Below are 22998 nucleotides of genomic sequence, written 5' to 3'. Positions count from 1 at the left end.
CCTTGACGGGGTGTCGGCTGAAAGGGAGGAAGGGGAGGGGGAGGAGAGGGAGGGCGGCGCGTCAGAGGACCTTCGAGAGGAACGCCTTCGTCCGCGCGTGCCGCGGCCGGTCGAGCACCTCCACGGGCGGGCCCTGCTCGACGATCACACCCTCGTCCATGAAGACGACGGTGTCGGCCACCTCACGCGCGAAGCCGATCTCATGAGTGACGACGATCATGGTGGTCCCGCTGACGGCCAGGTCCTTGATGACATCCAGCACCTCACCCACCAGCTCGGGGTCGAGCGCCGAGGTCGGCTCGTCGAAGAGCAGCACCTTCGGCTCCAGCGCGAGCGCGCGGGCGATGGCCACCCGCTGCTGCTGGCCGCCGGAGAGCTGGCGCGGATACGCGTCAGCCTTGTCCGCGAGCCCCACCCGCTCCAGCAGCGCCCCGGCCTGCTCGACGGCCTCCTTACGGGGCCGGCGCAGCGCCGAGACCGGGGCCTCGATGATGTTCTCGACGACCGTCAGATGCGGGAAGAGATTGAAGTTCTGGAAGACGAACCCGATGTGGCGCCGCTGCTTGAGCACCTCCCGCTCCTTGAGCTCGTGGAGCGTGGAGCCGGAGCGGCGGTAGCCGATCAGCTCGCCGTCGATGGAGACGTGACCGCGGTTCAGCTTTTCGAGATGGTTGATGCTCCGCAGCAGGGTCGACTTCCCCGAACCGGACGGGCCGAGTACCACCGTCACCTCTCCGGCGCGGACCCGGAGGTCGACCCCGCGCAGCACTTCGAGCGTGCCGAAGCTCTTGTGGACGCCGCGTACCTCGACCATCGGACGGCCGGCGGCGCTGCCCGCGTCGCCGGTCCTGTCCGTCCTGTCGGTGCTCATTTCTGGATCCCTCCGGTGGCGGCGGCTGCCCGCATCCTGATGGTGAACGCCCGGGCGCGCTGGAGCGGGGTGGGCGGGGGAGTGCGTTCGGCGCCGCGCGCGAAGTGCCGTTCCACGTAGTACTGGGCGAGGGACAGCAGGGTGGTCAGCAGGATGTACCAGGCCGTGGCGACCATCAGCAGTGGTACGACCCGTCCGTTGCGGCCGTAGACCACCTGCACCTGGTAGAACAGCTCCCCGATGGCCATCACGGAGACGATCGAAGTGCCCTTGAAGAGGGAGATCACCTCGTTGGCCGCGTTGGGCAGGATGCCGCGCATCGCCTGCGGCAGCAGAATGCGGCGCAGTTGCCGCAGCCGGGGAATGCCGAGCGCCGCGGCGGCCTCCAGCTGTCCGCTGTCGACGGAGATGATCCCGCCACGCACGATCTCCGCGGCGTAGGCGGCCTGATGCAGTGCGAGCCCGATGACGGCGGCCGAGAGCGCGCCGACCAGATTCATCGTGTCGAAGCTCCACAACACCGGACCGAAGGGGATACCGAACCCCAACTCCTGGTACAGATAGGCGAGATTGAACCAGAACAGCAGTTGCACGATGAGCGGGATCGACCGGAACGCCCAGATGTACGTCCAGGCGACCGTCTGGAGAATCACACTGCGCGACAGCCGCATGAAGGCCAGCACAATGCCGAGGGCGAAGCCGATCGCCGTTCCGTAGAAGGTGAGTTGCAGCGTCACCCAGACGGCCTTCAGTACGGTGTCGGCCGTGAGATAGAGGAAGAACGTGTCCCAGTCCCAGCCGGGATTGGTGAGCAGGCCGTGGCCGAACTGGGCGACGACGACCAGCGCGGCCGCGCCAGCCGCCCAACGCCAGTAGTGGCGCGCGGGCACGACCTTCAGCGCGGCGAGATCGTCGCCCGACGGCTCGGCCGCAACGGCTACGGAGGCGGGGGCGGAGGCGGGGGAGGGTACGGCTGCGGGCGGGGCGGTGCTGGTCGCGGCGGCGTCGGTCGCGGCGTCCGCGCCGGTTGCGGTGTCCATTCGGGCGGCTCCTGCGGCTACTTGTGTTCGGGTGGGCTGATCAGGGATTTCTCGATGGCCGAGTCCCGCGTTCCCCACTTGTCGAGGGTCCGGCCGTACGTCCCGTCCTCGATCCGTTCGTCGACGGCTCCCTGGAACGCCGGGTGCTGTCGCACGGGATCAGCCCTCGTCCTTCCGCGTGCGGGAGGTGACTTTCCCGGGCCGGCCCGCGATGCTCCCCGGTTGATCCGCGAATTCCTCGCGCTGATCCGTGACTTCCTGGCGCTGCCGCGCGAGGTCCTTCGTGAACGGCAACGGGCCGATCGTCTCCGGATCCGCGTCCGTGTCGAACAGCGGTGTGTACCCGGCCGCCAGATACAGCCCACGGGCCTCGGGCTGGCGCGGCCCGGTGGTGAGGTAGATCCGGCGGTAGCCCCGGACGGCGGCGATCCGCTCCAACTCCCCGACCACGCGCAGCGCGAGTCCGCGCCGCCGGTGCGCTGAGTGGGTCCAGATGCGCTTCAGCTCGGCCGTGGCCGCGTCGTACCCGCGGAACGCGCCACCGGCCACCGGCTCGCCGTGCTCCAGCAGGAGCAGCAGGACACCGTGCGGCGGCTCGAACTCCTCCTTCGGATAGCGGGCCAGCTCGCCGTGCGCGTCCTTGCCGTACCGGGCGGAGTACTCGTCCCCCAGCTCCCGCAGCATCGGACGCACCAGCGGATCGGAGACCCGGGCCCGCAGCCAGGTCAGACCGCCCGGCTCGGCCACGGAGGTCATCGGCCGACCCCGGCGGCACTCTGCGGACCGGCGGCGTTCCGCGCACCGGCGACGCTCCGCGCGGGGGTGGCCCTCGGGCCGAGGATCTGCGGATCCAGTGTCTGCGGGCCCCGGGGAGCGCCCTCGGCATCGCGCCGGGCCACGCCTTCCCGCACCAGCGGGATGACATGCCGGCCGAAGTCGATGGCGTCGCCCAGCAGGTCGTAGCCGCGGGCGGAGATGATGTCCACACCGAGGTCGTAGTAGTCCAGCAGCGCCTGAGCGACCGTCTCCGGCGTGCCGACCAGGGCGTTGGAATTGCCCGCGCCGCCGGTCGCCGCCGCGGTCGGCGTCCAGAGTGCCCGGTCGTACCGTTCACCGCCCCGCGCGATCGAGATCAGCCGCTGCGCGCCGGTGTTCTCGGGCGTCAGCCGGGAGTGATCACGTACGGTGACCCGTTGGCCCTTGTTCTGCCTGGCCTTGATCGCGTCCACGGTCCGGTACGCCTTCTCCCAGGCCAGCTCCTCCGTCGGCGCGATGATCGGCCGGAACGCCGCCTGGATGCGGGGCGGGGTCGCGCGTCCGGCGGCGCGGGCCGCCGCCCGTACCGACTCGATCTGCTCCGCCGTCCGCTCCAGCGGCTCGCCCCACAGGGCGTAGATGTCCGCCCCGGCGCCGCCCGCCGCGTACGCCGCCGCCGAGGAGCCGCCGAACGACACATCGGGCCGGGGCCGCTGAACGGGGAAGACGTCGCTGACGAAGTCGTGGAACCGGTAGTGCTCGCCCTCGTGGTCGAAGGACTCGTGCGAGGTCCAGACGCGCTTGACGATCTCGATGTACTCGCGGGTGCGGGCGTACCGCTCGTCCTTGGTGAGAGTGTCGCCCTCGCGCCCCTGCTCGTGATCGTTGCCGCCGGTGATGAAGTGCACCGTGAGCCGGCCGTCGCTGATCTGATCCAGCGTCGCGAAGGTCTTCGCGGCGAACGTCGGATATGACACATTCGGCCGGTGCGCGAGCAGGATCTGGAGCCTGTCCAGCCGGGAGGCGATGTACGCGGCGGCCGGCGCCGGGTCGGGGGAGCCCGAGCCGTAAGCGAACAGCACCCGGTCCCAGCCGTGGTCCTCATGGGCGCGGGCGAGCTTGAGTGTGTATTCCTTGTCGAACGCGGCACCGGAACGCGGGTTCGTCTCCGACCCGTCGTGGGTGGCGGCGATACCGAGGAACTCCACAGGCATGAGGAACCTTTCGTGCGGGACAGGAGGTGAGGAATCCGGTACGGAACGCACGGCCGCGGACCACACGGACATGGCCGTACGGCGGCAGTGCGCGGTAGGCGGAACGCGGTGCCGGTACGAGGTGCGGGTGCCGCGTCGGGATACGGGCGCGCGGTACGGAGCCGGGCGTGATGACCAACGGCGCGGCAGGGGTGCGGCGGCAGCGTGCGCCCGGTGAGGGAGAGGTGCTCGGCCCGCGACGGGGTCACCGAGGGAGGGAAGGGCCGGTCAGGCGGCCCGCTGCCGGGTCAGGCGCAACAAGAGGCGGACCACACGCGACCGAAGTCGATGTGCCCGCGGGTGACCAACGGCAGTTGCCTCTGCATGAAGCCAATTGAGCACGGGACATCGGGCGAAGTCAACACGCGCTCACTCCGTGGTCGGTGTCCGGAGGAGGCGGTGGCCGACGCGCGTTCCTTGACAGTGACGCGTCGGGCGCCCGCGCGATCGAGGCACGTGTGGCCAGGGGGCGGCGCGCATTGACATTCCGGTCGATCGCACAGAGACTCCGTGGCATGTACGAGGTCCCGCTGCTCACCCGCGAGCGCTGTGTCGACCTCGTGCGCGTGTCCAGCGCCCAGTGTTGACCTTCCGGTCCACCGCGCGCCACGCCGTCCAGCCCCCGACGCCCGGCCACCCGGCGGCCGCGCGTACGCGCCCACGGCCGAGCGCGTCGCGCGGCGGCGCGGTGGTGGCCCTGTCGAGCCGGGCCACGCGCGCCCTCTGACATCCCCAGTTCCGCACGGGGCCGTGCCCGCGTCGCCGTGGCGGCGGCCAAGCAGAGATCGGAATCACGATGAGCCCGGAATTCCTCTGGTACATCCCGAACACCGTCGAACCGGGCCACCGCGGTGACGACACGACGACCGGCTGGGGCTCCATCGAGCACTCCACCGAACTGGCCCGCACGGCGGAGGCGCACGGCTGGGGCGGCGCGCTGCTGGGCGCCGGGTGGGAGCGCCCGGACACCTTCACCGTGGCCACCGCGCTGGCCGCCAGGACCAGCACCTTCAAGCCCCTGATCGCGGTCCGCCCCGGCTACTGGCAGCCGGCCCACTTCGCCGCGGCGGCGGCGACACTCGACCAGCTCAGCCGCGGCCGGGTCCTGGTCAACATCGTCAGCGGACTGGACAATCCGGCCGCCTACGGCGACACACTCAGGGACCCCGCGCGACGCTACGACCGCACCCGGGAGTTCCTGCATCTCGTACGGCGGCTGTGGACGGAGGAGGACGTGACGTACGACGGCGAGTACTACCGGGTCAGCCGGTCCACGGTCGCGCCACGCCCGTACACCACCGACAAGAGGGCGCATCCGACGCTCTACTTCGGCGGTGCCTCCGAGGCCGCCGAACGGGTGTCGGCGGGGGAGGCGGACGTCCAGCTCTTCTGGGGCGAGCCGCTGGACGGCATCGCCGAACGCGTCGACCGGCTCAAGGCGTTGAGCGAGCGGGTGGGCCGCCGGCACACGCCCCTCCAGTTCGGACTGCGGATCACCACGCTGGTGCGCGACACCACGGAGGAGGCTTGGCGGGCGGCCGAGGAGAGGATCGCGAAGATGGCGGGGAGCGAGGGGAGGACCACCTGGGCGGGGAGCCACAGGAACGCCGTCGGACAGGAGCGGCTCATCGGCCTCGCGGCGCGGGGCGAGGTTCTCGACACCTGCCTGTACACCACGCCCGGCAAGGTCGGCGGCGAGGGAGCGGCCACCACCTGGCTGGTCGGCTCCGCCGCCGATGTGGCGACGGCGCTGGACAACTACCGCAAGCTGGGCGTCACCCACTTCGTCCTCTCCGACACACCGTACAAGCAGGAGACCATCCGCGTCGGAGACCAACTGCTGCCCAGGCTGCGCTGACCGTGCCCGGCACACGCCCCCGGCCGGTCGGCCGTGACGTGGGCCGGGCATGGCGCCCACCGCTCGCGCGGGCCGCTACTCCGCTGCCGTCAAGGCGGCCAGGGCGCTGGACTGCGTACGCCAGTCCGTCTGGTTCGGGTCGCCGCCCGCCCAGCGCTGGCCGAGCCTGTTGAGGCCGTCGCGGTCGGCCGCCCACACCGAGTCGGCCTGTTTCCGGACGAATTGCCGGTACGCCGCGGAGTCGGCGGCCTGCCGGAGGCTGTCCAGGTTCCGCATGAAGACCCCCTTGAACTGCTTCTGGTTGTCGTCGCAGGCGCGCTGCCCGACATCGCAGCTCTCGGTGAGCACCCCGCCCACCGTCAGCCGCGTACTGGCCAGCGCGGAGTCGGCCAGCCGCCGCGCGGCGTCCAGCACGGTGGCGTCACCGGTGCCCCGCCACAGCTCGGTCAGGCCGCCGATGGCCAACCCCTGGTTGTAACTCCACACGGTCTGGCCGTTGTTGCGGCAGTCCCCGGTCAGCCCGTCGTTCACCAGGCCGGACGAGTCGATCAGCCCGCTGGACAGGAACCACTTCCCGGCCTCCGCGGCCCGCCCGCCCCACACCGTGTCGTCGGCGACGCGCCGGTGCAGCGACGCGGTCAGCGAGAGATACAGTCCGGTGGTCACCGAGTTTTTGTAGGTACGTTCGCGGTCCCACCACATGCCGCCGCCGCAGGTGCCGGTGTCCCAGTACTGGCGGAGGTACTCGGCGATCGTGGTGGCTTCCGTCAGGTACCGGGGGTCGTGCGTGTAGTCGTACGCCGTCACCCAGGCCATGCCCCACCAGGCGGTGTCGTCGATGGACCGGCTGATGAAGTGTCCCTCGACCGGGTCCGACGACCGCTCGCCGGCGGCGAAGACCCCTTTGTTGCGGTCGAAGGTACGCGCGACGACCCAGTCGTAGTCGTGCGTGCCGGTGCGTCGGGCGAAGTCGATGAGAGCGGTGAGCGTGGCCGCCGAGTTCCACCAACTGCTGTGCCACCAGCCCTGGTCGGGGTCGTACGACGCCATCAGGGCATCCGCCGCCGCGCGCGGCCTGGACGGTACCGGGCGTACCCACGCTGTGCAGCCGCCCTCCTGGTGAGTGGCCTCCCGGCCGCAGGCGCGGACCGCGCCGCCGTAGAGCAGACCGCGCGGGTCGCGGGTGGCGAACATGGCCGTACGGGTCGTGGTGGCGCCACCCGGCACGGCGGTGCGGCCGAGCGAGGAGCCGTCCGGCCAGGTGGCCCCCTCGTCCCAGGACCGGTCGAGCCAGATCTCGTCACCCGGTCCGCCGCTTTCGACACTGCCCCAGGCCATGGAGTTGCGCTGGTCCACGTGCAGCCTGATGACGCGGCCGTAGAGGGTGGCCGACGGCACCGGCTGGTCGTCACCGGCCGCCCGGCCGGCGTCCGTACCGTCGCAGAGTGTGTCGCACACCGTCGGGTGGACCCAGTTCGTACAGCCCACCGTGCCCGCGTCGCCGCACGCGCGGAGCCAACCGCGCTTGTGGTGACGGGGATCGGTGAGGTTGTACATCAGCGTTCTGGTGCCGGTCCAGGTGCCGGGGATGCTCGCTCTGCCCAGCAGCGGTTCCCAGGTGACACCCGCGTCCCAGGACCGGTCCAGCCAGACCGAATCCCCGCTCAGCCCGTCGTCGACGCTGGCCCACGCCATGCTGTCGGGGTCGGAGACGTGCAGGCGCAGCCGCCGCCCGTTGATGTCCTCGTCCGGTACGGGGAAACTCTCCCGCTGGGCCAGCGAGGGGTCCAGCCGGTCGCAGGACAGGGAGCACACCACGGCCGCTTCGGCCGCGGCAGGTCGGGGGCCGGGATCGGCCTGGGCCGGTACCCCGGCCGACACCGTCATGACCAGGGCGACGGCGAGCAGCGGCCCGGAGACCAGGAGGCGCCTCACCCCACGGACGCCTCGCACCACACGGGCATGTGCCGCACCGGGAACACGTCTCGTACCACGGACACTTCGCACGCCGGAGACACCTCTCATATCAGCCGCCACAGGTGGTCGGGCGTCCCGTTGTCCGTCCACTGGGTGATCTGCGCGCCGTCGGCCTGGGACCGCCCGTCGACGGCCAGCACCTTGCCGCTGCGTACGTTCACGATCTTCGACCAGCCACCGCCCGCTTCGGCGATCCGCCACAGGTGGTCGGGGGTGCCGTTGTCCTGGTACTGCTGGACATGGGCCCCGTCGTCCAGGCTCTGTCGGTGCACCGCGAGCGCCTTGCCGCTGTTGCGGTTGACGATGCGTACGGTCCCGTCGCCGTTGTCGACCACCGTCCACAGATGGTCGGCGGTGCCGTTGTCCTCCCACTGGGTCACTTCGGCGGAGTCGGCGAGCGACATCCCTGACACCGCGAGGAGCTTGCCCGACCGCTGGTTCCGGATGCGCCGCCAGACGGTGGCGGAGGCGGTGGGACGCACGACGAGCGCGAGCATGCCGCCGATCACGGGCCGCGCCTGGAAGCCGCGCTGGGTGGCGTCGGCGACCATGTACCAGTCGGTGAACGGTACGCGCTGCGGAGTGGAGTCGGCGAAGCCGTAGACACCCTCGACGAGGGTGTCGCGTACGGCCGGCCGGTCGGCGAGCCAGCCGGCGGTCCACATCTCCCAGTCGCCCTTGGTGTACTGGTTGCGGGGGTCGAGAATCACGCCGTGCGGACCCGCCTTCGCCCGGTACCAGTCAGCCTCGCGGGCGGCCACGCCGACCGGCACCAGGTCCAGTCCCAGCAGCCGGTCGGCGAACCCGTTGTACTTCAGGCTCCAGGTGCCGTCCTGGTCGTAGGCGAGCTTGAGGTGCTCGCCGGAGGAGTCCTCGGCGAGGGTGACCCACTGGCTGATGTAGCCGCGGGACAGCGAGCGGTAGCGGGCGGCGTCCGAGGTGTTGCCGGTGGTTCCGGCGAGTACGCCCATCGCGCCGATGCCGATGATGCCCTTGAGCGCGAGGTTGGCGCTGTGCGCGATGAATCCGGTGAAGTCGTCGGTCTGGTTCTGGTATCCGGGGTCGAGCGCGTGGCCCACCAGATACTCGGCCCACTGGCGCAGGATCCGGTAGTGCCTGGTGGCGAACGAGGTCGCGTCGGCCGCGGGCAGCCGCTGCACCAGGGCGGCCGACATGATCAGCATGTTGGCCGACTCCTCGACCTCCATGCTCTCCTCGTCGCCGTCGTTGTGCCCGGTCGCGTTGGGGTAGTGGGTGCCGAGGTCGTGCTCGCAGAACTCCTTCGGCCAGCCGCCGTTCTCCGCGTAGTCCAGCACGGGCTCCAGCAGCAGCCGCAGATACTCCGGGCTCAGGTACAGATACGCCGGGGACGCGGGGTAGATGACGTCCACCGTGGACATGTTCCCGTTGGAGGAGATCTCCTTGAGGAACGCCCACGGCGAGCCGTTCCGGTCGACCAGTTCGGTGCCCGCGAGCGCCTGACGCACCGCCAGCGCGCAGACCGCCGCGTAGTGTTCGCCGGTGCTCCCGCCGCCCGCGGCGGCCGAAGCGTCGTCGTGCACCTGCTTGTCCAGCGCGGTCGCGGCGGCCAGCGCCGCCGGGTAGTCGCTGTTGAACCAGTCCACCATGTCGGTCCAGGAGCCCCAGTAGTGTGTCCACCACGGCGCCAGCGGCGCGGTGAGATAGCTGACCGCCGGGGTGCGTACGTGACCGATGGAGACGGTGAACGGCTCGGAGGGGGCACCGGGGCCGACGGAGCCAAGGCTCTTGCTGAGGGCCAGCACCGGCCACCGGTCCTTGATCGCGCGCGGCTGGGCGGTGTCGGAGGTGTTGTCCAGCGCGCCCTGCGCCGCCGACGCCGCCCGCACCACCGTGTCCTGGCCGATCCGCCAGGTCAGCCCGCCGCCGGTGGGCGCGGCCAGGACCAGGCTGCCCCCACTCGCCTGGTCGCCGTTCTCCTGGAGCGCGCCGGGGCTCGCGGGGGTGCAGGAGAGCACGGTCATGGTGGCGGTCCGCTGCCCGGCCCAGGTGATCGGTGTGTTCACATCGCCGTGCACCCACTCACCCGAAGTGTCGACGTGCAGCTCCACCGTGTGGACAACGTTGTCGTCACTGGCCGCCCGGACGGTCATGTACCCGAAGGGCACACACTGACGGCGGGGGTTGCCCGGGTCCACCGGCGAGAGGAACGTGACCGTCAGTGTGACGCCCCCACCGGTCAGCGTGTAGACCGAGCGGGTCGCCGTCACCTCCAGCGACGTCTGCGTCATCACGCCGAGGGCCGGCCCGCCCGGCAGGGCCGGCGAACCGGCGAAGACGTACGCGATGCCATCGACCCGGGCGATTCCGCAGAGGGCCGTGGTGTGGCCGTTCCAGAAACTCGGCCAGGTGCCGGTGAGGGTGTCGGCCGCCTGCCAGGTCGACAGGTACGGCGACCGGACGATCAGCGGGGTGGCCGGAGGACGTATCGGACGGAACGTCCCGGCCGACGGTTCGGCCAGTGGCGGCGCGGCGGCGGCCGTCGTACGGGGGGCCGCGGCGGCGTACGCCACCGACGGCAGCCACATGGCCGCCGCCGCGGCCGCTGACGCGGCACCACCCCGGCGCAGCAGATCACGACGGGACAGCGAGGTGGTGAAGACGGGAGTGGGCGCGGGAGCGGGGGCGGGAACGGGAACGGGGGCGTGGACGGGGCCGGGTGCGGGGCCGTCCGATGCCGGGTCGTGCTCCTGGGAAGCCATGGGAGGCGTCCTTCCTGAAGCGGGCGTGCATGGGGGGCTCACGGGGTGACGTGGCGCTGCACACTTCCGACCGGACCGCGCCGGCTCCGGCGCGCTCACGCACTGCTGGTCCCGCCGATGCGTCCCGGTCGGCTCGTCCTGGGAATCGTCCGCAACCTTCGTACTCCCTCCCTATAACGTTGTAAATACGCTGGACACGGCCTTGATACGGGAGGCGCCCGGACCCGTACCGTGGTGGCGGACCCAGGCTTCGTCCTCGCGAGGCAGAGCGGAGTGGCCTCCGTCCAGCACGACGCGCAGGCCGGTGGCGGCGTTCTCGGAGGTGAAACCGACGCGTGCTGGGAGGTCGTCCACGCGCGCGTCGTCGTTGGTCAGCGCGATATCGCTCAACTGGTCTCTCATCAGGGCGAGTGCGACCGGTCCGCCGCCGATGTCGGCGTCGGTGTCCCCGCCCGGCGGCGCTACGGTTCGCCGGGGAAGACGCCAAGGTGGTCATCGCCGACATCAACGCGGCCACGGCCGAGGCCATGGCCGGGAAGATCACCGCCACCGGTGGCACGGCGGTGACCGTGAGCGGCGGTCTCAGCTACCGGAGCGTGGTGGACGAACTGGTCGACAACGCCGTACGTACCTTCGGCGGAATCGACGTCCTGGTCAACAACGCCGGAATCATGGACCGGATGTCCGCGGCGGCCGATGTCTCCGACACGGAGTGGGAGCGGGTCGTCCGCGTCAATCTGACCGCGCCGTTCCTGCTCACCCGGGCTGTCCTGCCCCATATGGTCGCCGCCGGCAAGGGCGCGATCGTCAACACCGCCTCCGAGGCGAGCCTGCGCGGCAGCACGGCCGGCACCGCTTACACCGCTGCCAAGCACGGCGTCCTGGGACTCGCCAAGTCCATCGCGGTCCTGCCGGTCGACAAACGGGTGGTCGGCGATCCGAGCAGGCCGCGGGCAACGCCCGGCCTGAGCGGGCCGGTCCGGTTCCGGCTGCCCGGCCCGCGGGCCCGCCGCGCGGGGTCAGGCCGGCGGGCGCGTGCTCGGGGCCGTGAGCATGCCGGTGACCGCGTCGACCAGAAAGCGGCCCACGGCGTCCCAACTGCCGCCGGGGCGCGTCCTGCCCTGCGCCAGTTCACGCTCGAAGTCGGCGCAGGCGTGGCAGACGACCAATGCGACCAGCCGGCTCCGGTGCCCGAGGGTGGCGAGGTCCGTACGGTCGAAGAGGGCTGTGAGCTTCGCCCAGCTCTGCTGGTTGGACGGTGTGTCGGACACCTCGCGGGTGAAGTCCGCGAGGAAGGCCGGATCGGTCATCGCCTGGAGGCTGAAGCGCGCGTACCAGGTGGGCCGCCCGAGCCGCTGGAGGTGCTCGATCATGGGGAGCACCATGCAGGCGATGTAGTCGCGGGGGTTGTCCGAGCCCTCCACCTCGGCCAGCATGCGGAGCCTGATCGCCTCCAGATCGGCGTTGTGCTTGCGGACAATGGCGAGCAGAAGACCGGTCTTGCTCCCGTAGTGGTAGTTGACGGCCGAGTTGTTGGCCGCTCCGGCCACCTCGGCCACACGGCGGTTCGAGACCGTCGCTATGCCGTTCTCGGCGAACAGGCACTCCGCCGTGTGCAGCAGCATGTCCGGTGTGGGCAGTCGTACGCCCCCCGCTGGCTTTCTCGGTTCCATGGACCTTGAGATATCACATGCCGGAACGCGGGGCGGAACGGTCTTCCCGCGCGGGCCCGCGCGTCGGACCACGGAGACGGCCACGGTGGAAGGTGCGGACGAAGCGACCCTTCGGGCGGCGGTGCCGGTGGAGCTCCCACACATCGCGGCACAGTTAAGTCAACCGCTTTGCGGTGTGCGGTTAATTTAGCACGGGTATATTTGCCGACTTGTCTTTGCGGCTTTCGCGCGCTTAAATCGAGTGATTGAATCATTTGGGTGAGCGGTGGGAGCGGAGGAGCTGAACGGGCCGGCGGGCGCGCACATCCGGTCCATGGTGGACCTGTCCGGGGCCCGCAGGCTGGGTACTCCGGAGGACATCGTGAGCGCGGCGGCGTTCCTGGCCGGACCGGACTCCGCCTTCATCACGGGCAATGACCTGCTGGTGGACGGCGGAGCGATCGCCGCGCGGCGCTGGAACGCCGCGCCGACCGCCTGACCGCTCCGTCACGTCGTACGTACGGGGGCCGCCCCGACCGGGGCGGCCCCCGTACGGCGTGCACGCCGGGCGCGGCCGCGACGCGCACGGGTCACCGGCTCCCGGCTCCGGTCACTCCGTGAGGTGGATGGCCGCGGTGGGGCACACCGCGGCCGCGTCGCGCACCCCGGCGTACTGCTCCTCCGGCGGGTTGTCGTTCAGTACGACGACGACTCCGTCCTCGTCCCGCTGGTCGAAGACCTGGTCGGCCTTGACCACGCACAGTCCGCTGCCGCAGCAGAGGTCTTCCTCCACGGTGATCTTCATCTGCGCTCCGTGTTCTCCTTGTCCGGACGGATTGAGCCGACGGGCGGGGCGTTACCAGGTGACCCAGATGTCCTGGAGGCCGCCGGACATGCCGCCGGTACGGAGCTTGAGGTCGTCGGCCGAGTCCCGCAGCCGGAGCGTCGGCAGCCGACGGGCGAGCGTGGAGAGGACGACCTGGAGTTCCATCCGGGCCAGTGGCTGGCCGACGCAGAAGTGCGCCCCGGTACCGAAGGTCAGATGCCGGTTGCTGTTCTCCCGCTCCAGGTCGAAGCGGTCCGGGTCGGGGAAGGTGCGCGGATCCCGGTTGGCGGCCGGTGTGCTGGGAAGCACCGTCGTCCCCGCCGGCACCGTCACCCCGTCCAGCTCGATGTTCTCCGTGACGAACCGGGGAACACCGATGACCGCCAGCGTGGTGTCCAGGCGGAGGACTTCCTCGACCGTGTTCGGGATGAGCGCCGGATCGGCGGTCACGGCCTCGAACCGGTCCCGCTCGGAGAGCAGCATCGCGACCATGATCGAGATCATGTTCGAGGTGGTCTCGTGTCCGGCGAGCAGAATCCCCCGGACGGTGGTGACCAGCTGGGCGGTGCTGAGCCGGCCGTCGCCGCTGTCGGTGACCTTGATCAGATCGCTCAGCAGATCGTCGCCCGGATCCGTCCGGCGCCGCTCCACGAGGTCGGAGACATAGCTGTCGAAGTCCCGGTACGCCTCATCGACCTCGGCCTGGCTGTAGCGCGTGAGCGTGAGCATGACGGTCGACCAGTGGCCGAACTTGTCCTGGTCCTTGTCCGGCGCTCCGACCAGGGCGCAGATGACGCGCACCGGCAGCGGAAAGCCCAGACCGGCCGAGAGGTTCGCCGGGGATCCGCCCGCGATCAGACCGTCCACCAGGTCGTCGGCCATGGCCTGGACCCTGGGCTGCCACTCCTGGACCTTCCGGGCCGTGAACCAGCGGCTCAGCAGCCGTCGCCACTGCTGGTGCCCGGCGCCCTGCGTGGGGATGTCGCCGCTGCCGCGGTCGCGGTTGAAGAGGCCGCCGTCGTCGGTGGTGGAGATCCGGGCCGCGCCTTCTCCCGAACGCCCGAACCGGGGGTCCGCCAGGACCGCCCGGACGCTCTCGTAGCGGGTCAGCAGGGTGGCCTGGTCCCCGCTCGGCAGCCGTACGTGGGCCACGGGGCACTGCTCGCGCAGTTCGGCCCATTGCCGCGGGGGCTCCAGAGGGGTCTCGCGGTCGAACGGGAAATCGGGGGTCGGATCAGCAGTCATCGTGCCTCCGCTCATAGCCGGGAAGAAGCACCGTAAATCGATTGACTTACGCAGTCAATCGCGCGACTGTCGAATTTCCGCCACATCTGATGTGTAAATTTTTCATCAGATGCGAAGAGTGTTCGGGAGATTAAGAGTCTTGACTTAGGCGATTCTCTGTGTGGTGGGTCATCGCGTCATCTCCATGCGCACGGCCTCGAAGGGCCTCGTCCAGGTACGGGCGAGCGGCCCCTGGAATAGCTTTCAGGGCGCTGAAAGCATGCTGAAACCGTACTGAACGCGCCCTGCCGCAACCTCTGCCGCATGACGATTTCCCACCCTCCCGCCATCGCGGACAAGGGGCTGCGCAAGGCATACGGGGCCACACGGTCCTCGACGGCATCGACCTGGCGGTGCCGGACCGGTACGTCCACCCGACGGCGGCCGGCGCGTCCTCGGGATCGCCGATGTCCTGGAGATCTCCCGCTACGGCACACTGCTCGACTCACGGCCGGCCGGCTCGTACAACGGCGTGGTGGACGACCTGAGGACCGGACACATTCCGCACGCGGTCCACGCGCACTCGACCGAGCTGATCGCACCCGACGGACTGCTCCGATCGCCGACGGAACTGCGCAAGTGGTTCCTGTCCCGTCGTGCGATCGGCGGCCACGAGGTCGGTGCCTACTGCGGCGGCGGGGTGTCCAGCTCCCTGCTGGTGTTCGCCGGGACCCTGCTCGGCCAGCGGGTGGGCCTGTTCGTCGGCTCGTGGTCCGCCTGGGAGCGCGATCCCTCGCTGCCCGTCGAACAGGGCAGCGTCCTGAGCCGCTCCGCCGCCGTCGACACCGACTGCGTATGACGCGGAGAACGCGGGGGGGCAGGACCACCCTCGCCTCACGTCAACGCGCTTTGCACACCTTCGGCGGTGTCCGGTCGATGCCGAGCAGCCTGAAGTAGTTCCGGCCGAGGGCGATGTCCCGGAACGCCTCGTCCCCCAAAGCCTTGTTGATACGGCTGGTGACCTCCAGCTCCTCCTCGTAGACCTGGTAGTCCTTGTTCGCGGACGCCACGAAGTCCGTCCCGGGAATGGCCCTGGTCGGATAGCGGTCGAGGAAGGAGGCGTACTTCTGCCGTACTCCCGGCCTGCTGAAGTACTGGTCCTCCAGCACGCGCCAGCTGAGGTCCAGCGTCAGCCGGGGATAGCGGTCCAGAAGCCTCTTCATGATCCCGAGGTGCTGGTCGGGGTCCATCGTGGAGAGTTCCTTCGACAGCCCCATGTGCGCCCACACGATCTTGTTCTTCGGGTAGCGCCGGAGTGTTTCCTCCATCAGCGGGAGATACCTCGTCTGTTCGGCGTCGCTGCCGAGATCCGAGTGGATGGTGATCGGAATGCCCCGGTCTCGGAGCACCTTCATGAACGGTGCCCAGTTCTTGATGTTCTCGTTCGTCGCGGGCTCGTGCTGGTTGGGGAAGAGCGCCTGCTTGACGAGGTTGACCTCGCCCGCCCAGCGGAACGCCCCGGGGAATTCCTTGTCGTAGAGGTCGATCCCGCTCGGGATGGTCTCCGGGCGGTTCAGATCCATGAACGTCATGGAGAGCGCGAGTTCGGGGTCCTCGGGCTTCGCCTCCAGGTAGTTCGCGGCGTTGACGAAGTCGTTCTTCATGCTCGGCGCCACGGGGACCCCGGGACAGTCGAGGTAGTACGTGCACCCGGAGTCCACGGGCAGCGTCTGGCCGATGCCGTACATGCTCGCGTAGCGGACACCGCTCTTGTGCAGGTAGCCGGTGAGCTCCTCGAACGGAATCGCCTTGCCGCCGAACGGGCGCGTGTGCAGGTGGCTGTCGACGACCGAGGTGTAGGGCTCCCGCGCCCGGTCGAAACACGCGTCCAGCGCCAGAACCGGACCCGCCCCCGCCGGAGAGAGACCGATGGCCACCGCCGTCACGACGGCGCCCGCGAGCGCGAACCGCCTGCTGATCCGAAATGTGCGATTGATGATAAACCTCCACCGAAGAAAGGTGAGTTGATGTCCTGGATTGTCCCGGCGCGACGTCCGGCGTTCCGTGGAACAGGGCTGCCGTCGAGCACAAAACACCCGGATGGATGAATCGTTCGCGACCGATCGGAGGGGCGGTCACCGAGGCGGTCACCGGGGCGCGGGAGCGGCGTCGGAGACCACGCGCATGCCCAGTCCGCGCACGCGGTAGATGCACGTGCCGTCACCCCACAACGACGCGTCCGCCACCGCGTACGGGCCCCGCGCGTCCGTACCGGACTCGACGATGTCCATGTCCACCCGGATCAGCCGGTTGGCCGGGGTGATCTGGCCGCGGTACGTCCAGGCCGTCTCGCGGCCGGGCAGCACCGGCTCGAACCGGGGGTGCGGGATCCCGTCGGCGGCGCCGCGTTCGAGCAGATGGCACTGGAGCAGCTGGCACATGGCCTCCAGGCCCAACGACCCCGGCTGCACCGGGTCCTGGAAGAAGTGCGCCCGGAAGAACCACTCGCCGGGGACCACGTCCTTCTCCGACCGCAGCCGGCCGAGCCCCGCGCGGCCCCCGTCCGGCCAGGAGCCGGTGATCCGGTCGAGCATCAGCAGCATCGGGCCCGGCAGCCGCGCTTCCCCGGCGAAGTACCGGGCGGGCCGTGCCGTGAGATCGACCGGGCGCCCGCAGGGTTCGTCGAGCCGCGCCCGGTCCTCGGCCGGCACCACGAGGCCCGGCTGGTGATCGAAGGCCGACGGCGGGAAGTAGCCGAAGACCGTGGAGAGTTCGAACAGCGGCGCGCCGTCCGCCGTGCACCTCACCCGGAAGGACTCGACGGTCATGTCCCCGCTGCGCGAGATACGGGTCAGTACGGCATGGACGCGGACCGTGCCCGTCGCCGGGGTGACCTCACCGCTGACCGTCCCCGTCCCGTCGAGGTTGCGGAACAGCAGATCCGTGCCGGTGGTCAGCGCGCTGCCCACGTACGAGGCCAGCCACCCGCACGGTTGCAGCGCGATCTCCATCAGGACGGCGAACGGCATCGAGCGGCCGCCGCTCTGCTCGAAGTACCAGGCCCGCGCGGGTACGTCGTACTCCGCGACGACTCCGCTGTCCTCCCGCATACCGCCCTGCGGCCCGTCCACCGAGACGATCCGGCTCATGAAGTGGTACGGGGGGCCTGGCAGCCGCGCGACCCTGCGGGTGCCGTCGAAGGGCTCGTACGCGGCGCCGAACGCCTCGCTCGGTCTGCCCCAGGCGCACGCCAGCAGCGAGGCGTAGCCGAAGGGGAATCCGTCGGCCGCCGTGGCCACGGGCTTCTCCTCCCGGTGCCCGGCCAGCCCGCCGAGCAGGGGAAGCGGCACCGGCGCCGCGTCGGCCTGCACGGCGGGCTGGCCCGAGCGCCGCCAGTGCGACAGCGGCCAGTCGGGCACCAGCCGCAGTGCCACATCGCGGCCCAGGAACGCCTTCGCCCCGTCCACCGAACCCAGCACATCGGCATGGAGCGTGGGCACCGGGCCGGCCGAGACGCCGCGCACGAACACCTCGTAGACGACCCGCCGTCCTGACGGGGTGGCCTGGCCCCGGCACATCGTCCGGCACGGGTGATCGTCGACCGGCTCGAAGCGCCAGCCGTCCCGGTCCACGGTGAAGCCCATGGCCGCCAGGTAGAACGCCATCGCCTGGAGACCGCCCTGGAGCATCAGGGTGCCCGGCATGCAGGGGTCGTTCTTGAAGTGCCCCGCGAAGAACCAGTCGTCCGGCGACAGCGGGGTCTCGGCCCGCAGATAGCCCCGTCCCCACGGTCCGCCCGCCGGGTCGAACGCGGTCACCTCGTGGATCAGCCGCAGCCGGCCGCCGTCCAGCCCCGGTGGACGGACATGGGCCGCCGTCGCCTCCCAGCCGGGCCCGAAGCAGTCCGCCGGCCGGCCCTGGACCAGCGCCGAGACCCGATCCGCGCCGAACCGTGTCAGCTCGCAGCGTACGGCGGGCGGGTCGAGCGGCAGCCCGTCACCGGGCGGTCGCTCGGCGGGATCCCACCGCACCCCGCCACCCCCGGACAGCTCCTGCGGAGTGAAGAACCCGGCCTGGCCCTCGCGGACGCTCAGCCGCAGTTGGCCGTCCACGAAGCAGTCGTAGTGGAAGAAGGCCAGCCGGACGCCGTCGTGCTCCGCGTGGCCGTCGACGTGGATCTCGTAGCGCAGGACGTCTCCCGCCTGCGGCGGGCCGCCGTGGTAGGTCACCTCGCAGCCGAGCAGCCGGTAGGCGCGCTCGCCCCGGTTGAGGAGATCCGCGCCCAGCCAGCTGAGCAGGAGCAGGTCCGCCTGGCCCGCCTCGATCAGCACCCCGGCCGGAACCCGCCCGGTGGAGTCCAGATACCAGCTGTCGGGCAGGACGTCGGTCTCGGTCCAGATCATTCCGTCGGTGCGTACCGGGCCGGGCGCGACGAGCGCCGCCGGTACCGCGTCGATGCCGGTGACCCGGTCCGCGAACAGCATGGGCGGCTCGGGCATCCGGGTCTGTACCGCGTACGCGTCCTGCTCGGCGAACCGGGGGCCGAACAGCGCGGAGATCTCCCCGGAGGCGAGGTGCTCCAGCTGGGCGCGGTCGAACTTCGGCCCCGGCCGCACGGGTTGGGCGGGTGCGGGTGCGGGTGCGGATGCGGGCGTGGTCTCCGGGGGCCGCTCGGGACGTACGGGGGCGAGCGCCCCGGCGGCCGGACGCGGCGCCGGAAGGCCGGGCGCCCGTGCGGGGAGAGGCCCGGCGGCCGTCAGCGCGGTGACGGCGAGGGCCGACACCCGCAGGAACCGCTGGTGCGCCTCGGTATGCCCGGCCATGACCTCCTGGTGCAGCGCGGCGACCCGCAGGCTCTGCCGGACGACAGCGGCACGGACCCCCGCCGCTTCCGCCGTCTCCGCCACTTCTGCCGACCGGGGCCCGGGGCCCGGGGTGCCGGGCCGCGTGGCCTCCCGGTCCGGCACCGGCAGCAGTTCGGGGGCCCGGGGCAGGGTCACCACGGCCGGCTCCGGGGACGGCGGCGGCAGACACGGAGCCGCGGGTACGGTAACGGTGACGGTGGCACCCGGGCGCGGCATCTCGGTGGCGGCGTCCGCGAGTTGGGCGAACAGCTCGTCGGCGTGTACCGGCACCCCGGCGACGACGAGTTCGGCGACCGCGAGGCACAGCTGCCGCAACCCGGTGTCGCCCGGGGCGTCCAGGGCGACGGCCACATGGTCCCGGTCGCCGAGCACCCGCTTGATCCAGCCGGTGCACAGTTTGCGCGGCCCGTGCTCCACGAAGATCCGGACACCGTCGGCCCAGGCCCGCTCGACCGTGGCCGCGAAGTCGATCGTGTTCAGCCCCTGCGCGGTGAGCGCCTCGGCGGCCCGCTCGGCCGTCGGCCGGTACGACTGTCCGGTGGCGCCGCTGTAGAACCGTACCCCGGGGACATCGACGGTGGGACGGTGGTGTGCCCTGCGCCACGCCCCTTCCACCTCGATCAACTCCGGTGCGTGTGCCGCCAGTTCATAGTCCAGCTCGATCGCGCGGTCGGCGCCGATCCGGGTTACGACGGCCGCGCACGCACGGGACTCGCCGCCGACGACGCAGACCCCGGGCGCGTTCACCGCCATCAGATGGACCGCGACCTCACCGGCCAGCTCCGCGCGGACCGCCTCCAGGGGCGCGTTGACCAGATAGGTGGCCCAGCGCGAGCCCTGGACGCCCAGCCGCTCCCAGTGGCGCCTCACCGCCCGCAGCTCACCGGTCAGCTCCGTCGTGAAGAGGCCGCTGTCCAGGGTGGCGTCGTACAGTCCCGTGGCGTCCGGCCAGGCACCCAGCGCGACCAGCGCGGCCGACTCGCCCGAGGAGTACCCGACAGCGGCGTCCGGCCGCAGCCCGAGCACCTCCCGGGTGAGCACGGTGTGGAAGACGGCGAGTTCGGCGGCGTCCCAGATCTGGCCGAACACTCCCCGCTCCGTCCGGGACCGCAGCCGTGCGCCGATCGCCCCGTGCCCGGCCCGGACGGCCTCCCCGAGGCACGGCAGCGCGAGCATCAGCTCGTGGCCCATGCCCGGGTACGCGGCCGAGCCGTTGGTGTAGACGAACGCCGTCCGTCCCGCGACCGGCTCGTCCCGGTACAGCACGTCCGCCGGACGGATTCCGCCCTCGGTCAGCCAGCGGCGGGCAGCGGCCCTGCGGTCCGGCAACGCGGCGTCGTCGTCGACCACGAGCGCCAGCCGGGCCGGGCCGGTGGCCGACCGTGTACCGGACTCCAGCGCCGCCAGCACCTCCCGGCGGTCGGCTCCGGAGAAGACGTGCAGGCGCGGAGCCGGGCCCCGCAGCCACGGCCGGGCGTCCCCCGCGCGCAGCCGGACGCTCACGGTGGGTCCCTCCATCGGCGTCACCGAGGCCCTCGCGGTGCGCGCGACGGCCGCGGTGTCCGCGGGCCGGCCGGGACGCGGCACCGCGCGGTGCTGGAGCGAGAGCGCGGCGACCGCGACGGCGACCAGCCCGTACGCGGCGTGGGCGCGGCCGAAGGCCGACGCCGGGTCGAACACCGCGTCGGGTCCGTCCCCGATGACCATGTCGGGCACGTCGGCGGGGTCGGCGGGGGCAGTGGGATCGGTCGGGTCGGCGGGGTCCTCGTCGAGCAGGGCGATGACGGTGTCGCCGTCCCTGCGGGCGGTGTCCAGGGACTTGAGGACCAGGACGACGGCGGCGTCCCCCGGCTCGCTCCCGAGCCCCAGCTCCCGCAGCGCGGCCCGGTGGACCGCCTCGTGGGACAGATCGGTGCCACCGACGAGCGCGGCGTCCGCCTCTCCCGCCCGGATGGCCCGGGCCGCGACGTCCAGCGCCACGAGACCGGACGCCTCCTCCGCCGACACCGCGAAGCTCGCTCCGGCCAGGTCGAGTTGGGTACTGATGCGGTTCGCCACCAGGTTCGGCATGCTGCCCACCACCGCCTCCGCGGTCATGGGCCGCACGAAGGCGTCCCGGGCGAGGGCCGTGGACGCTACCGACCCGGGCGGTCCCGCCTGCTCCAGCCAGTACGGAACCCGCCAGCGGGCACCCGCCCGCGCCACTTCCGGGTCCACCCCCATACCGATGACCACCATGGTCCGCTCGCGGGGCAGGGACACCGTCCCCGCTGCCTCCCGGGCGGCCTCCAGCACCAGGAGCTGATGGCGCACGGTCCGCTCCAGGGCGAGCGGCGGGAAACACAGGTCAGCCAGCTCCACCGCGATCTCCGCGGCGGGGCCGCGCCGTTCGCCGCCCAGCACCGCCCGCCGGAAGTCCTCGGCGCAGGTCCCGTCGCCGACCCGGGCGCCCAGGGCGACGATCGCCACCGGGACCCGGCCGCCCGGCGCCGCCCGCACCGGGGCCGGGGCGGGCGCGGCGGACACCGGGCGGGCCGGGGAGCGTACGGCGGACACCGGGCCGCCGTCGTCCGGGAGCTCCACGATCAGATGGGCGTTGGTCCCGCCGAACCCGAACGCGCTCAGCGCCGCCCTGCGCGGCCCCGGCCACGGTTCCGGCGCGGTCAGCACCCGCAACGGCGTGCCCGCCAGCGCGTCCAGCGGCCGCTCGACGCCGAGCGTCGCCGGGCGGATCCCCGTACGCAGCGCGCCGAGCACCTTCAGCAGCCCCGCCACCCCCGCCGAGGCCAGCAGGTGCCCGACGTTCGACTTCGCCGAACCGATGGGCACATCGTCACAGGCCCCGAAGACCCGGGCCATGGCGCGCGCTTCCACCGCGTCCCCGACCGGTGTGCCCGTCGCGTGGCACTCGACGAGCGACACCGTTTCGGGCGCGATCCCCGCCGCGTCGTACGCCAGGCGCATGGCCCGTACCTGGCCCTCCTCCGCCGGGCTGATCAGCCCGGCGCCGCGCCCGTCGTTGGACAGCCCGGCACCGCGGATCACGCCGAGCACGGGCATCCCGGCGGCGCGCGCCCCGGAGAGCCGCGTCAGGGCGACGAACCCGGCGCCCTCGCCGTGCACCAGCCCGTCCGCGTCCCGGTGGAAGGGCCGGCTGCGCCCCGTACGGCTCGTCGCGGACAGCCCGCAGAACCCCACGTGCAGATAGAGGGGGTCGGCCCGGCTGACCGCTCCGGCCACCATCAGGTCCGCCGTGCCGTCGTGCAGCCGGTCGCACGCCAGCTTGATCGCGTACAGCGAGGAGGCGCAGGCGGCGTCCAGGGACCACGCGCCCGCGCCGAGCCCGAGCGCCCGGGCCGCGAGGCGGGCGGGCAGTCCGGACGAGAAGCGGTTGCGGGCGTCGGGCCGCACCCGGCGCTCTCCCGTCAGCAGGGCGTCACGGACCGGGGGGCGCTGCGCGGACAGCCAGACGTGCTCGGCGAAGGCCGTCCCCGTCGGCGTGGGATAGGACAGGTTCCCCAGCACCAGCCCCGCGCGCGGCAGCGGACCCTCGCGGCCCGCCTCCGTGAGGGCCTGCCGGACGCCGTACATGACCCAGTGGAAGAGCGGGTCGAGCGACAGGACGCGGTCCGGGTCCATCCGGAAGCCGCTCGGGTCGAAGACGGACTCGAACCCCCTTACGTACCCGCCGACATCGCCGTAGGTGCGGTCGAGGTGGTCGTCCACCGAGCCCATGGCCCAGCGGTGCGGCAGCCGCCACCGGCCCTCCGGGACGGCCGACAGGCTGCTGCGGCCCGCGGCGACGTTGTCCCAGAAGGCGTCCGGATCGAGTGCGTCGGGCAGCACACACCCCCGGCCGACGACGGCGATCGGTTCGAATTCCATGCGCGTCTCACTTCAAGGCAGGGGCAGGGCAGGGCAGGGCGGATCGGGCA

General features: G+C 71.6%; 16 protein-coding genes and 1 pseudogene. 4 read left to right on the top strand and 13 right to left on the bottom strand.

Annotation, left to right across the window (positions count from 1 at the left end):
* Positions 1-61: 61 nt before the first annotated feature.
* The 5 genes from OG627_RS01905 to OG627_RS01885 are packed head-to-tail and all read right to left on the bottom strand — an operon-like array spanning position 62 to position 3881.
* The gene (locus tag OG627_RS01905; protein ID WP_443073408.1) at positions 62-871 is read right to left on the bottom strand and encodes an amino acid ABC transporter ATP-binding protein; all 810 of its coding nucleotides are present in this window, start codon (positions 869-871) and stop codon (positions 62-64) included.
* The gene (locus tag OG627_RS01900; RefSeq protein WP_329060727.1) at positions 868-1911 is read right to left on the bottom strand and encodes an amino acid ABC transporter permease; all 1044 of its coding nucleotides are present in this window, start codon (positions 1909-1911) and stop codon (positions 868-870) included. The genes OG627_RS01905 and OG627_RS01900 overlap by 4 nt, the downstream gene beginning before the upstream one ends.
* Positions 1912-1928: 17 nt before the next feature.
* The gene (locus OG627_RS01895; protein WP_443073407.1) at positions 1929-2066 is read right to left on the bottom strand and encodes a hypothetical protein; all 138 of its coding nucleotides are present in this window, start codon (positions 2064-2066) and stop codon (positions 1929-1931) included.
* Between the two features lie 4 nt (positions 2067-2070).
* Entirely contained in the window at positions 2071-2667 is a 597-nt protein-coding gene (locus tag OG627_RS01890; RefSeq protein WP_329060725.1) for a GNAT family N-acetyltransferase, read from the bottom strand.
* The gene (locus OG627_RS01885; RefSeq protein WP_329060723.1) at positions 2664-3881 is read right to left on the bottom strand and encodes an LLM class flavin-dependent oxidoreductase; all 1218 of its coding nucleotides are present in this window, start codon (positions 3879-3881) and stop codon (positions 2664-2666) included. The genes OG627_RS01890 and OG627_RS01885 overlap by 4 nt, the downstream gene beginning before the upstream one ends.
* Before the next feature lie 835 nt (positions 3882-4716).
* On the opposite strand from OG627_RS01885, the gene OG627_RS01880 reads away from it, so the two are divergent.
* Positions 4717-5778, top strand: a complete 1062-nt coding sequence (locus OG627_RS01880) for an LLM class flavin-dependent oxidoreductase (protein WP_329060721.1) — start codon at positions 4717-4719, stop codon at positions 5776-5778.
* A gap of 75 nt (positions 5779-5853) precedes the next feature.
* On the opposite strand, the gene OG627_RS01875 is transcribed toward OG627_RS01880, so the two are convergent.
* The 3 genes from OG627_RS01875 to OG627_RS01865 all read right to left on the bottom strand — a co-directional run bounded on the left by OG627_RS01875 (position 5854) and on the right by OG627_RS01865 (position 10898).
* Positions 5854-7713: a glycoside hydrolase family 76 protein gene (locus OG627_RS01875; protein ID WP_329060719.1), complete on the bottom strand. Its 1860-nt coding sequence runs from the start codon at positions 7711-7713 to the stop codon at positions 5854-5856.
* An 86-nt stretch (positions 7714-7799) separates the two neighbouring features.
* Complete coding sequence (locus OG627_RS01870; protein WP_329060718.1) at positions 7800-10496, bottom strand: glutaminase domain-containing protein; 2697 nt, start codon at positions 10494-10496, stop codon at positions 7800-7802.
* A gap of 171 nt (positions 10497-10667) precedes the next feature.
* Positions 10668-10898 carry a hypothetical protein gene (locus OG627_RS01865; RefSeq protein WP_329060716.1) on the bottom strand — a complete coding sequence of 77 codons (231 nt, stop codon included), beginning with the start codon at positions 10896-10898 and terminating at the stop codon, positions 10668-10670.
* Between the two features lie 8 nt (positions 10899-10906).
* Here OG627_RS01865 and OG627_RS01860 point away from each other — a divergent pair.
* Positions 10907-11455 (top strand): annotated as a pseudogene (locus OG627_RS01860) (SDR family NAD(P)-dependent oxidoreductase); the annotation flags it as partial.
* Between the two features lie 60 nt (positions 11456-11515).
* Here OG627_RS01860 and OG627_RS01855 read toward each other — a convergent pair.
* Positions 11516-12169 (bottom strand): TetR/AcrR family transcriptional regulator, encoded by a 654-nt coding sequence (locus OG627_RS01855; protein WP_329060714.1) that lies wholly within the window; start codon positions 12167-12169, stop codon positions 11516-11518.
* A gap of 313 nt (positions 12170-12482) precedes the next feature.
* Between OG627_RS01855 and OG627_RS01850 the strand changes: the two genes are divergently transcribed.
* Complete coding sequence (locus OG627_RS01850; protein ID WP_329060712.1) at positions 12483-12647, top strand: SDR family oxidoreductase; 165 nt, start codon at positions 12483-12485, stop codon at positions 12645-12647.
* 111 nt (positions 12648-12758) lie between these two features.
* On the opposite strand, the gene OG627_RS01845 is transcribed toward OG627_RS01850, so the two are convergent.
* Positions 12759-12953: a ferredoxin gene (locus tag OG627_RS01845; RefSeq protein ID WP_329060711.1), complete on the bottom strand. Its 195-nt coding sequence runs from the start codon at positions 12951-12953 to the stop codon at positions 12759-12761.
* 51 nt (positions 12954-13004) lie between these two features.
* Positions 13005-14219: a cytochrome P450 gene (locus OG627_RS01840; RefSeq protein ID WP_329060708.1), complete on the bottom strand. Its 1215-nt coding sequence runs from the start codon at positions 14217-14219 to the stop codon at positions 13005-13007.
* 439 nt (positions 14220-14658) lie between these two features.
* Here OG627_RS01840 and OG627_RS01835 point away from each other — a divergent pair, with 439 nt between their 5' ends.
* Positions 14659-15057 carry a sulfurtransferase gene (locus OG627_RS01835; protein WP_329072281.1) on the top strand — a complete coding sequence of 133 codons (399 nt, stop codon included), beginning with the start codon at positions 14659-14661 and terminating at the stop codon, positions 15055-15057.
* A 40-nt stretch (positions 15058-15097) separates the two neighbouring features.
* Here the strand turns inward: OG627_RS01835 and OG627_RS01830 are convergent, their stop codons facing one another.
* Both OG627_RS01830 and OG627_RS01825 read right to left on the bottom strand, forming a co-directional pair.
* Positions 15098-16135: an amidohydrolase family protein gene (locus OG627_RS01830; protein ID WP_329060706.1), complete on the bottom strand. Its 1038-nt coding sequence runs from the start codon at positions 16133-16135 to the stop codon at positions 15098-15100.
* 210 nt (positions 16136-16345) lie between these two features.
* The gene (locus OG627_RS01825; protein WP_329060704.1) at positions 16346-22948 is read right to left on the bottom strand and encodes a polyketide synthase; all 6603 of its coding nucleotides are present in this window, start codon (positions 22946-22948) and stop codon (positions 16346-16348) included.
* Between the last annotated feature and the right edge of the window lie 50 nt (positions 22949-22998).

Origin of the sequence: Streptomyces sp. NBC_01429 (assembly GCF_036231945.1) — a bacterium.
In the GTDB taxonomy this organism is placed as follows: domain Bacteria; phylum Actinomycetota; class Actinomycetes; order Streptomycetales; family Streptomycetaceae; genus Streptomyces.
The sequence above is the reverse complement of the archived record's forward strand: the minus strand, read 5'-3'. Positions and strand labels throughout refer to the sequence as shown.

Bases quoted from the DNA above. Each gene is read 5' to 3' on its own strand.
- OG627_RS01905 (WP_443073408.1), bottom strand. From the start codon at position 871: ATGAGCACCGACAGGACGGACAGGACCGGCGACGCGGGCAGCGCCGCC.
- OG627_RS01900 (WP_329060727.1), bottom strand. From the start codon at position 1,911: ATGGACACCGCAACCGGCGCGGACGCCGCGACCGACGCCGCCGCGACC.
- OG627_RS01890 (WP_329060725.1), bottom strand. From the start codon at position 2,667: ATGACCTCCGTGGCCGAGCCGGGCGGTCTGACCTGGCTGCGGGCCCGG.
- OG627_RS01885 (WP_329060723.1), bottom strand. From the start codon at position 3,881: ATGCCTGTGGAGTTCCTCGGTATCGCCGCCACCCACGACGGGTCGGAG.
- OG627_RS01880 (WP_329060721.1), top strand. From the start codon at position 4,717: ATGAGCCCGGAATTCCTCTGGTACATCCCGAACACCGTCGAACCGGGC.
- OG627_RS01870 (WP_329060718.1), bottom strand. From the start codon at position 10,496: ATGGCTTCCCAGGAGCACGACCCGGCATCGGACGGCCCCGCACCCGGC.
- OG627_RS01865 (WP_329060716.1), bottom strand. From the start codon at position 10,898: ATGAGAGACCAGTTGAGCGATATCGCGCTGACCAACGACGACGCGCGC.
- OG627_RS01855 (WP_329060714.1), bottom strand. From the start codon at position 12,169: ATGGAACCGAGAAAGCCAGCGGGGGGCGTACGACTGCCCACACCGGAC.
- OG627_RS01850 (WP_329060712.1), top strand. From the start codon at position 12,483: ATGGTGGACCTGTCCGGGGCCCGCAGGCTGGGTACTCCGGAGGACATC.
- OG627_RS01845 (WP_329060711.1), bottom strand. From the start codon at position 12,953: ATGAAGATCACCGTGGAGGAAGACCTCTGCTGCGGCAGCGGACTGTGC.
- OG627_RS01840 (WP_329060708.1), bottom strand. From the start codon at position 14,219: ATGACTGCTGATCCGACCCCCGATTTCCCGTTCGACCGCGAGACCCCT.
- OG627_RS01825 (WP_329060704.1), bottom strand. From the start codon at position 22,948: ATGGAATTCGAACCGATCGCCGTCGTCGGCCGGGGGTGTGTGCTGCCC.